Genomic DNA, 10,422 nt, shown 5'->3' with positions numbered 1-10,422 from the left:
GAACTCTACGAGGCCGGTGCCGCCGCCATCTTCCCGCCGGGCACCGTCATCGCCGATGCCGCCATCGGCCTGATCAAGAAGCTGGGCGCGTCGCTCGGCCACGAGATCGGCACCGGCGCGGCGGAATGAGCGACGCCGCACACGCGAACGAGGGTGGCGCCGAGCGTCCTCGGCTCGGCACCACGGCGGGAGTGGGTCCGCGCGGTGGCGCACCGGGGGTGGCCGGTGCGGCGCGCCGGGTCATCGATGTCGACGACCTGGCCGCCCGGGTGCGCGCCGGTGAGCGCGCGGCGCTGGCGCGGGCCATCACGCTGGTGGAGTCCACCCGCACCGACCATCGGGAACTGGCGCAGCGACTGCTGCTGCGGGTCACGCCCGACAGCGACGCGGTGGTGTCGAACCGAGTCGGCATCACCGGGGTGCCGGGCGTCGGCAAGTCCACCTTCATCGACGCGCTGGGCATGCATCTCATCGGTCAGGGGCACCGGGTGGCGGTGCTGGCGGTCGACCCGTCCTCCACCCGCACCGGCGGCTCCATCCTCGGCGACAAGACCCGGATGGGCCGACTGGCGGTGCAGCGCGATGCCTACATCCGCCCCTCGCCCACCGCGGGCACGCTGGGCGGGGTGGCCAAGGCGACCCGCGAGACCATCGTGCTGCTGGAGGCGGCGGGCTACGACGTGATCCTGGTGGAGACCGTCGGCGTCGGCCAGTCCGAGGTGACCGTCGCCAATATGGTCGACGTGTTCTGCTTCCTCACCCTGGCCCGCACCGGAGACCAGTTGCAGGGCATCAAGAAGGGGGTGCTGGAACTCGCCGACCTGGTCGCGGTGAACAAGGCCGACGGTAAGCACGAGGTGGAGGCCAAGGCCGCCGCCCGCGAACTGAGCGGGGCCATGCGGCTCATCCATCCGCGCGAATCGCTGTGGCACCCACCGGTCATCACGATGAGCGGACTCGAGGGCAACGGGCTCGACACCTTCTGGAACACCGTGCTCGAACACCGCCGCGTGCTCACCGAGGCGGGGGAATTCGCCGAGAAGCGCCGTCGCCAACAGGTCGACTGGACCTGGAATATGGTGCACGACCAACTGCTGCGCCGCCTGACCGACAATCCGGCCGTACGCGCCATCCGGACGCAGGTGGAAAAGCAGGTCCGCGACGGATCGCTCACTCCGGCCCTGGCCGCGGAGGAGATCCTGAACGCGTTCGACGGACCGTCCACGGCGTAGTCGGAATTCGCGGCCGAATTCAGCGGTCCTCGGTCGGCCGGGCATCTTCCGGAAGCAGAGCGGCCGGAACGTATTCCACGCCGGTGACGAAATCGGGGCGGATGCGGACGATGCGGTGCCGGGGACCCGGCAGGGTGGTGGGCAGCAGGCGGCGGTAGCGGGCGAGGTCGCCGGAATCGGTGACCTCCTCGGCCGTGCCGGTGACGATGACGCACCAGCCGTACTGGGTGGCCTGGTCGATGGTGTCCGCCTCGTAGGCCACGACCTGGCGGTCCGCGCTGAGAGTGGTGCCGGGACTGGCGTGGATGACGATCATGCCGCCGTCCACGACATGGTTGACCGGGCGGATGGTGGGCAGTGCGTACCGGGAGAAGACCACCCGGCCGAAGCGGATACCGCTCAACAGTCGCAGCGAATCCGATGTGGACAGCTCCCGCGGCTGGAGTTCCTCGTGCACGGCCATACCCCACAAACTCTGTCGGCCATCGAACTGCGAACGCATTCTTGCTGGGACACGAAGTATTCCACGTTTCCCGGGACTGTGGCGTACCCGATCCGGAAAATGGCGAAACGCATGATTTTCATTGCGCGCGAAAGAAATTGCGTTTCGAGACTCCATCTGTCCGAGACGGTGACAGCGTACGATACTCGTGACGTTTTCCCGAGTCCCGTGGCGCGGCTGGGGGATCCTGCTCGCGACCCAGGAGTCGAGATGGCCGATGCCGCCCTCCCGATCCCACCGCCACTGTCCGGGGAGTTCGATCCGGCGCGGCTGGCCGACAGTCAGGCCGCGTATGCGGACGCCAACGACCGACTCGTGCGGCGGATGTTCGACATCGGCCTGCGCCTGCACGCGATGCGATCCGAACTGGGCCGTCCCGACGTCACCGCCGAGCGGCTGGACGCGGCCGGGCGAACCGTGGCCGACATTCTCGACGAGCTCGACACCGTGATCCGGGAGGCCGGGCTGGCCATGGTCGGCCTGGCCCGCGACCACACCGCCCCGGCCGACGGGGACGGCCGGAATCGGCGCTGAGCCCGTCGATCGCGCCCGAACCTGACGCGGAGACACCTTCCGCGCACACGGGACGGGCGCGCGCGCCGCGCGGTACTGTCGGACCCTGATGATCAACGGTCCGGCGCGTTTCCTCCCGGGGCTCGAGCAGTTCCGCGGATACCAGCGCGCCTGGCTGCGCCCCGACGTGGTGGCCGGGGTGACCGTGGCGGCCTATCTGGTCCCGCAGGTCATGGCGTACGCGACGGTGGCCGGGCTGCCGCCCGTGACCGGACTGTGGGCGATACTCGGGCCGCTCGCCGTCTACGTCTTCCTCGGCACCTCGCGGCAGCTGTCGGTGGGACCGGAATCCACCACCGCACTGCTCACCGCCGTGGCGCTGGCCCCGCTGGCGGCGGGTGATCCGGGCCGATACGCCGCGCTGGCGGCGATGCTGGCGCTGCTGGTGGGCGCGATCTGCATCGTGGGATCGCTGGCACGGTTCGGGGTGCTCGCCGATCTGCTGTCCAAACCGGTGCTGGTGGGCTACCTCGCGGGCACGGCGGGCATCATGATCGCCAGTCAGCTCGGCAAGGTGACGGGGGTGCGGGTCGACGGGGAGACCATTCCGGGCCAGCTGCGCTCCTTCTTCGCGAATCTCTCCGATCTGCACTGGCCGACAACGATTCTGGCCGCGGTGGTGCTGTCGGCCCTGCTGCTGCTCGGCCGCTGGGCGCCGCGTGCGCCCGGGCCGCTGCTGGCCGTGCTGGCGGCATCGGTGGTGGTGGCGGTGTTCTCGCTGAGCGAGCACGGCATCGGGGTGGTGGGCGCGATCCCACCCGGTGTTCCGGTGCCCGGCGTGGCCGGGGTGGCGGCCGCGGACCTCACCGAGCTGGTGTTGCCCGCCATCGGTATCGCCCTGGTGGGTTTCTCCGACAATGCCCTCACCGCACGGGCATTCGCCGGTCGGCACGGTCAGCGGGTCGACGCCAACCGGGAACTCGGGGCGATGGGGGCGACCAATCTGGCCGCCGGGGTGATGCACGGTTTCCCGGTCAGCTGTAGCGCGTCGCGCACCACCATCGCCGATCTCGCGGGCGCGCGGACCCAGGCGTACTCGCTGGTGGCCCTGGCCGCGGTGCTGATCGTGCTGTTCGGCGCGCGCGGAATCCTGGCCGAGTTCCCGACCGCCGCACTCGGCGCGCTCGTGGTGTTCGCGGCGCTGCGCCTGATCGACCTCCCGGAACTCCGCCGGTTCGCCCGCTTCCGGCGCAGTGAGCTGGTGCTGGCCCTGGGCACCACCGCCGCGGTGCTGATCTTCGGCGTCCTCTACGGGATCGGCATCGCCATCGCGCTGTCCATTCTGGATCTGCTGCGGCGCGTGGCCCGCGCCCACGACGCCATCCTCGGCTTCGTGCCCGGTCTTGCCGGCATGCACGACATCGACGACTATCCGGAGGCGAAACCCGTTCCCGGACTGGTGATCTACCGCTACGACGCCCCGTTGTGCTTCGCCAATGCCGAGGACTTCCGGACCCGGGCGCTGGAGTCGGTGGAGCTGCTGGGGCGGGACACACCGGTGCGATGGTTCGTGCTGAACGCGGAGGCCAATGTGGAGGTCGACCTGACCGCGCTCGACGCCGTCGACCAGTTGCGCGCCGAATTGGATTCGCGCGGCATCGTTTTCGCCATGGCGCGGGTGAAACAGGATCTGCGTGACGCCCTGGACGCCGCGGGCCTGGTCGACCGGATCGGCGCGGACCGGATCTTCCCGACCCTGCCGACCGCCCTGGAGGCGTACCGGGCCGCGACCGGGGCCACGAGGCCGGACGACCCCGGACCCGAATGACCTTGTTCCCTGGGAACACCCCGGCCCGCCGGGCATGCTGGGTGTAACAAACCGACCACGGGAGGAATCATGGCCGATACCGCGCACGAGGCGTCGCGACCCGCGCCCATCCTGGCCGCCGTCGACGGCTCGGCGATCTCCTACCAGGCGGTCGGCTGGGCGGCGGCGGAGGCGGATCTGCGCGGCTGCCCGCTGCACATCATCACCTCGTACGCCATTCCGGTCTCCAAGGTGCCCGTCACCTCGCTGGGTGCGGCGGAACTGGCCTGGGTGCGCGAGGACGGTAATCGGGTGCTCACCGAGGCCGCCGCCATCGCGCGGCATACCGCGCCCGGCGATCTCACCGTCACCACCGAACTGATCTTCGAGCCCATCACCACCACGCTCATCGGCCGGTCGCGCGGTGCGCGGCTGGTCGTGCTGGGCAATCGCGGTCGTGGCGCGCTGCGCCGCGCGGTGCTGGGATCGGTGAGCACCTCACTCACCCGGCACGCGCACTGCCCGGTCGTGGTCGTCCCCGCCATGCCGGAGGAGACCGATCCGACCGCCGCGCACCGCCCGATCGTGGTCGGCGTGGACGGCAGCGAGAACAGCATGCCCGCGGTGGCCATGGCCTTCGAGATGGCCTCGCGGCGCAAGGTCGGCCTGGTGGCGGTGCACGCCTGGAGCGACGACACCGGCCACGACCTGCCCGTCATCCCGTGGGAAGGCATTCAGGAGACCGAGGACGCCGTCCTCGCCGAATGCCTGGCCGGTTTCGGCGAGCGGTTCCCCGAGGTCGAGGTGCAGCGGGTGGTGGCTCGGGACACCCCGGTCCGCGCCCTGCTCGAGTACGCCGACGGCGCGCAGCTAGTCGTGGTGGGCACGCGTGGCCGCGGCGGTTTCGCGGGGATGAACCTGGGTTCGACCAGCACCGCCCTGCTGCATCTGGCCCCGTGCCCGGTGCTGGTGGTCCGCGAAGGCTGAGTCGAGTGAGCGCGCCCGGGGGAGCGGCGCACTGTACGGCAGATCTGTCCGATTCGGGGGCGGAGGGCGCGGAATCGCGCTGTGCCCAGCGGAATCGAACCGGGCACAGCCCAAGGGAACCAGCTACAGCCGAATCGCACTCAGCACAGCGGAATCGAGTTTCAGCGCAGTGGGCCACAGCCCGATCGAACTCAGCGCGGCGCAATTGAAGTCAGCACGGCCCCATCCGACTCGGTGTGGTGGGAATTGCGCTGAGAGCTGGAAGAATCGGTTCTCAGCGTAGCGGTGCCGACCAGAGCAATCCGCACCGGCACACCGAGAAAGGCGCGCATCGGCGGATGGTGCTCCGGAAAGCCCACGGAGGCGGCATGATCGGCGATGTTCATGAGGCGAATGGGCGTGGTCTCGCTCATCAGCAGGCCGAGGACGCCGTGACCCGACGGATGATCGCCGATCCGCCGCCCGGTCGCCTCGTCGACGCCCTCGAAGACGAACCGGCTCAGTCGCCGATCCGGCCCGCGCACCCCGAGTGCGCCGTACCGGGCGTCCATCAGTTCGATGGCGGTGTGCACGATGGTGTGCAGGGTGTGGCCGAGATCCAGTCCGGAGGTGATGGTCAGCATGGCCTCGACCAGGCCGTCGATCCGGTCCCGGCGGTCGATGATCTGCTCGACCCGGTCCCTGACCTCGGCCAGCAGCTCTCGCAGCCGCAGCTGCGAGAGTGCCTCGTGCACCGAGCGTGAACCGGTCTCGGGATCACCCATCCTGCTGCGTCGCGGCGGACCCGGAGCGCAGTTTGGAGGCCAGTACCGCGGCCTGGGTGCGGCGTTCCATGCCGAGCTTGGCCAGCAGTCGCGAGACGTAGTTCTTCACGGTCTTCTCGGCCAGGTACATGCGTTCGGCGATCTGTCGGTTGGTCAGGCCGTCACCGAGCAGATCGAGCAGTCGGCGTTCCTGTTCGGTGAGTCCGGCCAGCGGACCGTCGGGCTGGGTGCTGCGGCGCAGCCGCTCCATGAGCGCGGCGGCGGCCCGGTTGTCCAGCAGGGATCGGCCCGAGCCGACCTCCTTGATGGCCTTCGCCAATTCCATGCCCTTGATGTCCTTGACCACGTAGCCGCTGGCACCGGCCAGGATGGCGTCCATCATGGCCTGTTCGTCGGTGAACGAGGTGAGGATCAGGCAGCGCAGATCGTCGAGTCGCGAGAGCAGCTCGCGGCAGAGTTCGATGCCGTTGCCGTCGGGCAGGCGAACATCGAGCACGGCGACATCCGGTCGCAGCGCGGGAATCCGGGCCAGGGCCTGCGCGACATCCCCGGCCTCGCCGACCACCGAGAGTTCCGGATCGCCCTCGAGGAGGTCGACGAGTCCCCGGCGAACGATCTCGTGGTCGTCGACGAGAAACACCTTGATCATGGCGGCATCCGATCTGTGGTGAGTAATGCGAACAAACATACGCGGGAGCGCGGGGCACAGCGATGGTCCAAAGTCCCTATTCCGACGTGGTCCATGGGCATTGCGGACGTCGCTGCGCGCGGCACCGGCTACCGGGCGGCACACAGGGCGCGGCATCCCCACCACACCGAGGCCGTCGCCACCGCGAGGTACTCGGCCACCGCCAGCGCTACGAGTATGGTGCCGTAGTCGTCGGCCCAACCCGGTAGCAGGGGCGCGGTGGCCAGAGCCACGGCCAGCATGACGATGCCCAGTGCCATGGCGGGAACAGCGAGTATCGCGTCATCGGGCGACGAGTCGGTTCGCATGCCGCAAGCTTTCGCGCCACGCTCCGCCGTTGTGAGGGGCGTGCGGCCCCGCCGCCGGGGACCAAGGTCACGCGGGTTCGGGACCCAGGACCCGGAGCTGCGAGAAGTGTCCTCCGGCAGTGGCTTCGGTCCCGGCAGTCGGTGACGATCGGCAGCATCCCGTGGCGGGTGCCGATCCCTACCGTGAGGGTGAGTGCCCGGCCGGGCACCGTCAACCCCGTACGGGAGGTCGCCATGACACAGCAGCGCTTCGAGGATCCGCACCATCTGGTCTCCGCACCGGTGGTCGTGGGCGTGGACGGATCGGCGGGTTCGGACGCGGCCCTGCGCTGGGCGGCCGAACTGGCCGCCGAGCGGGAGCGCCCGCTGCACATCCTGCACGGCATGGACCTGGTCGGCCTCACCCATGTGCTCGGCGTCTACGAGGTCTCGGTACCGGCGGTGGTCGACACGGTGCGCGACAACGGCAAGGCGGTCATCGCGCGCGCCGAGGAGGTGGCGAAGACGGTAGCCCCCGACGTCCCGATCACCGTGAACCTGTCGGCCGATTCCGCCGCCCAACTGCTCATCGCGCACAGCGCGGACGCGTACGCGGTGGTGCTGGGCGCGACCGGCACCGTCGGCACCTTCGGTCATCTCGGGTCGACGCTGCTCGCGGTGACCGCGCACGCCGAAGGATCGGTGATCGTGGTGCGCACCGACTCGGAGGCGGGCAACCGCATCCACACCTCCGGTCCGGTGGTGCTGGGCGTGGACGGCAGCCCGGCGGGGGAGGCCGCGATCGGCGCGGCCTTCGCCGAGGCGGCCGAGCGGGGCGCGAAGCTGGTCGCGGTCCATGTCTGGAGTGACTGGAAGGGCGGCAAGTTCGCGGGCGCGGATCCGGTGTGGATGTCCACCGACGATCTCGACGTCACCGAGCACGCGATTCTCGCCGAGCGGTTGGCCGGCTGGGAGGAGAAGTACCCCGAGGTCGAGGTGGTGCGCAAGGTCTACGCCACCGATCCCGCCGGGCGGCTGCGCGAATGGTCGCGCACGGCCCAGCTGGTCGTGGTCGGCAGCCGGGGACGCGGCGGTTTCACCAGTCTGCTGCTCGGCTCCACCTCGCACGCTCTGGTGCAGCACGCGTCCTGCCCGGTCATGGTCGTCCACCCGGCGAAGTAGGGGCGGGCATGACGACCCTGCTGGCCGGTGAGCCCGGTGCGCTCACCCCCGGACTGCGCGATGTGGACGCCTGGTGGCGGGCCGCGAACTATCTGTCCGTGGGCCAGCTGTACCTGCTGGACAATCCGCTGCTGCGGGAGCCGCTGCGGCCCGAGCACCTCAAATCGCGGCTCATCGGCCACTGGGGGACCGTGCCCGGGATCACGCTCACCTACGCCCACCTGACCCGTGCCATCGCGCGGACCCGGCAGCGCATGCTGTTCGTGCTCGGCCCGGGACACGGCGCGGCGGCGCTGAACGCGGCGACCTGGCTGGAGGGCACCTACTCCGAACGCCGCCCCGAGGTGAGCCGGGATGCGGCCGGAATGCGAGAGCTGTTCCGGCAGTACTCCTTCCCCGGCGGTGTGCCCAGTCACGCGACGCCGCATCTGCCGGGCTCCATCCATGAGGGCGGCGAGCTCGGCTACTCGCTGGCCCACGCCACCGGCGCGGCCCTGGACAATCCGGATCTGGTGGTGGCGTGCATGATCGGCGACGGCGAGGCCGAAACCGGGGCTCTCGCGACGAGCTGGCACGCTCCCGCCTTCCTGAATCCCGCCACCGACGGCGTGGTGTTGCCGATCCTGCACCTCAACGGGTACAAGATCGCGAACCCGACCCTGCTGGCGCGGATGACGCGCACCGAACTCGACGCGGTGCTCAGCGGCCACGGCTGGGAGCCGATGTACGTCGAGGGTGACGATCCGGTGCGGGTGCACCAGCGCTACGCGGCCGTCCTCGACGAGGCGATGGAGCGGATCGCGGAGATTCGCGACTTCGCCCGGCGCGGGCTGGGGCCGCGCAATCCGTGCCCGCCGCTGATCGTGCTGCGCACCCCCAAGGGCTGGACGGGTCCGGACACGGTGGACGGCGTCGCCATCGCGGGCACCTGCCGGGCGCATCAGATTCCGCTGACCGATGTGCGCGAGAACGACGAACACCGTGCGCGACTGGAGGACTGGCTGCGCTCCTATCGTCCGGAGGAACTCTTCGACGGGCTGGGGCGGCCGGTGGAGCGGATCACCGCGCTGGCGCGTGCCGAACTGCGCATGGGCGCGCACCCGGCCGCACACGGGCACACCACCGTGGGGCTGCGGCTGCCACCCGCCTCCGACTACACGGTCGGTTTCTCCGCTCCCGGTATCGTGCGTGCGCAGGCCACGCGCGTCCTGGGCGGCTATCTGCGCGACGCGCTGCTGGACAATCCGCGCAATCTGCTGTTCTTCTCGCCCGATGAGCACACCTCCAACGGTCTGGAGGCGATTCTCGAGGTGACCGCGCGCCGCTGGCGTGGCACGCGGTTGGACAGCGATGACGGTCTCACACCGGACGGCCGGGTCTTCGAGGTGCTGTCCGAACAGTTGTGCCAGGGCTGGCTGGAGGGCTATCTGCGCACCGGCAGGCACGGCGTCTTCTCCACCTACGAGGCCTTCGCGCACATTGTCGACTCGATGGTGGTGCAGCACGCCAAGTGGCTGCACGCGGCGTCGGAGATCCCGTGGCGCGCGCCGATTCCCAGCCTCAACTACCTGATCACCTCACATGTGTGGCGGCAGGACCACAATGGCGCGTCCCATCAGGACCCGGGCTTCATCGACCATGTGCTGAGCAAACGTCCCGAGGTGAGCCGGGTGTACCTGCCGCCGGACGCCAACTGCCTGCTGCACGTGTTCGAGCGCTGCCTGCGCGGGCGCGGCATGGTGAATGTGGTGGTGGCCGGAAAACACTCCGCCCCACAGTATCTGAGCGATCACGCGGCCCGCGCGCATTGTGAGCGCGGCCTGAGCGTGTGGAACTGGGCCGGCAGCGATCAGCACGGTGCGACCGAGGTGGTGCTGGCCTGTGCGGGTGACGTGCCCACCCAGGAAACCCTGGCCGCGGCGGCACTGCTACGAGAACTGGTGCCGGACCTCGCCGTTCGCGTGCTCAATGTGGTCGACCTGGCGCGGCTGTTCCCGCCGGACCGGCATGCGCACGGCATCTCCGACGACGACTACCGCCGCATGTTCACCGACGCCCCGGTGATCTTCAGCTTCCACGGCTACCCGTGGCTCATCCACCGCATCGCCTACCGCCGCCCGCGTCACGACCGCCTGCACGTGCGCGGATTCATCGACAACGGCACCACCACGACGCCGTTCGACATGTGCGTCCGCAACGGGATCGACCGTTTCCAGGTGGCGCTGGCCGCTATCGAGCAGGTCCCCCGCCTGGCCGCCCGCCGCGATCCACTGCGCGACGAACTGCTCGGCAGACTCGCCCGCATCCGAGCTCACATCCACCGGGTGGGCGATGATCCCCCGGAGATCACCGACTGGTGCTGGCCGCGCACCACCGCACCGCGCCCCACGTGAGGGTCGTCGCCCCCCGTAAGGCCCAGAACCCCGGGGCGACCGGGCCCGGCCCCACGTAGACCCCCGG

The 10,422-nt window shown here is 70.0% G+C and carries 10 protein-coding genes; 6 read left to right on the top strand and 4 right to left on the bottom strand.

From position 1 onward, the window contains the following. Nucleotides 1-125: 125 nt before the first annotated feature. Nucleotides 126-1,232 carry a methylmalonyl Co-A mutase-associated GTPase MeaB gene (gene meaB, locus QK444_RS23970; RefSeq protein WP_282783898.1) on the top strand — a complete coding sequence of 369 codons (1,107 nt, stop codon included), beginning with the start codon at nt 126-128 and terminating at the stop codon, nt 1,230-1,232. Nucleotides 1,233-1,251: 19 nt separating this feature from the next. On the opposite strand, the gene QK444_RS23965 is transcribed toward meaB, so the two are convergent. Continuing rightward, nucleotides 1,252-1,695: a pyridoxamine 5'-phosphate oxidase family protein gene (locus QK444_RS23965; protein ID WP_282783896.1), complete on the bottom strand. Its 444-nt coding sequence runs from the start codon at nt 1,693-1,695 to the stop codon at nt 1,252-1,254. 249 nt (nt 1,696-1,944) lie between these two features. On the opposite strand from QK444_RS23965, the gene QK444_RS23960 reads away from it, so the two are divergent. The 3 genes from QK444_RS23960 to QK444_RS23950 all read left to right on the top strand — a co-directional run bounded on the left by QK444_RS23960 (nt 1,945) and on the right by QK444_RS23950 (nt 5,041). After that, the gene (locus tag QK444_RS23960) at nt 1,945-2,268 is read left to right on the top strand and encodes a hypothetical protein (protein WP_282783894.1); all 324 of its coding nucleotides are present in this window, start codon (nt 1,945-1,947) and stop codon (nt 2,266-2,268) included. A gap of 88 nt (nt 2,269-2,356) precedes the next feature. Then, a complete protein-coding gene (gene sulP, locus QK444_RS23955) occupies nt 2,357-4,075 on the top strand; it encodes a sulfate permease (protein ID WP_282783892.1) in 1,719 nt (572 codons plus the stop codon). 69 nt (nt 4,076-4,144) lie between these two features. Next, complete coding sequence (locus QK444_RS23950; RefSeq protein ID WP_282783890.1) at nt 4,145-5,041, top strand: universal stress protein; 897 nt, start codon at nt 4,145-4,147, stop codon at nt 5,039-5,041. 191 nt (nt 5,042-5,232) lie between these two features. Here QK444_RS23950 and QK444_RS23945 read toward each other — a convergent pair whose 3' ends face one another. The 3 genes from QK444_RS23945 to QK444_RS23935 form a co-directional block, all read right to left on the bottom strand. Next, the gene (locus tag QK444_RS23945; protein WP_282783888.1) at nt 5,233-5,805 is read right to left on the bottom strand and encodes a GAF domain-containing protein; all 573 of its coding nucleotides are present in this window, start codon (nt 5,803-5,805) and stop codon (nt 5,233-5,235) included. After that, nucleotides 5,798-6,454: a response regulator transcription factor gene (locus tag QK444_RS23940; RefSeq protein WP_039814624.1), complete on the bottom strand. Its 657-nt coding sequence runs from the start codon at nt 6,452-6,454 to the stop codon at nt 5,798-5,800. Before QK444_RS23940 ends, QK444_RS23945 begins: the two co-directional genes overlap by 8 nt. Nucleotides 6,455-6,582: 128 nt before the next feature. Next, nucleotides 6,583-6,801 carry a hypothetical protein gene (locus tag QK444_RS23935; protein ID WP_282783886.1) on the bottom strand — a complete coding sequence of 73 codons (219 nt, stop codon included), beginning with the start codon at nt 6,799-6,801 and terminating at the stop codon, nt 6,583-6,585. Nucleotides 6,802-7,035: 234 nt separating this feature from the next. Here QK444_RS23935 and QK444_RS23930 point away from each other — a divergent pair, with 234 nt between their 5' ends. Both QK444_RS23930 and QK444_RS23925 read left to right on the top strand, forming a co-directional pair. Then, nucleotides 7,036-7,962 carry a universal stress protein gene (locus QK444_RS23930; RefSeq protein ID WP_282783884.1) on the top strand — a complete coding sequence of 309 codons (927 nt, stop codon included), beginning with the start codon at nt 7,036-7,038 and terminating at the stop codon, nt 7,960-7,962. A gap of 8 nt (nt 7,963-7,970) precedes the next feature. Further along, the gene (locus tag QK444_RS23925) at nt 7,971-10,355 is read left to right on the top strand and encodes a phosphoketolase family protein (protein ID WP_282783881.1); all 2,385 of its coding nucleotides are present in this window, start codon (nt 7,971-7,973) and stop codon (nt 10,353-10,355) included. Nucleotides 10,356-10,422 lie beyond the last annotated feature (67 nt).

The organism is Nocardia sp. CC201C, from assembly GCF_030010695.1.
Lineage (GTDB): Bacteria > Actinomycetota > Actinomycetes > Mycobacteriales > Mycobacteriaceae > Nocardia > Nocardia otitidiscaviarum.
Note: the sequence above shows the minus strand (reverse complement) of the source record. Positions and strands in the feature narration are given on the sequence as shown.

Coding starts and splice junctions, on each gene's coding strand:
- QK444_RS23940 (WP_039814624.1), bottom strand. CDS start 6,454: ATGATCAAGGTGTTTCTCGTCGACGACCACGAGATCGTTCGCCGGGGA.
- sulP (WP_282783892.1), top strand. CDS start 2,357: ATGATCAACGGTCCGGCGCGTTTCCTCCCGGGGCTCGAGCAGTTCCGC.
- QK444_RS23965 (WP_282783896.1), bottom strand. CDS start 1,695: ATGGCCGTGCACGAGGAACTCCAGCCGCGGGAGCTGTCCACATCGGAT.
- QK444_RS23930 (WP_282783884.1), top strand. CDS start 7,036: ATGACACAGCAGCGCTTCGAGGATCCGCACCATCTGGTCTCCGCACCG.
- QK444_RS23960 (WP_282783894.1), top strand. CDS start 1,945: ATGGCCGATGCCGCCCTCCCGATCCCACCGCCACTGTCCGGGGAGTTC.
- QK444_RS23935 (WP_282783886.1), bottom strand. CDS start 6,801: ATGCGAACCGACTCGTCGCCCGATGACGCGATACTCGCTGTTCCCGCC.
- meaB (WP_282783898.1), top strand. CDS start 126: ATGAGCGACGCCGCACACGCGAACGAGGGTGGCGCCGAGCGTCCTCGG.
- QK444_RS23950 (WP_282783890.1), top strand. CDS start 4,145: ATGGCCGATACCGCGCACGAGGCGTCGCGACCCGCGCCCATCCTGGCC.
- QK444_RS23925 (WP_282783881.1), top strand. CDS start 7,971: ATGACGACCCTGCTGGCCGGTGAGCCCGGTGCGCTCACCCCCGGACTG.
- QK444_RS23945 (WP_282783888.1), bottom strand. CDS start 5,805: ATGGGTGATCCCGAGACCGGTTCACGCTCGGTGCACGAGGCACTCTCG.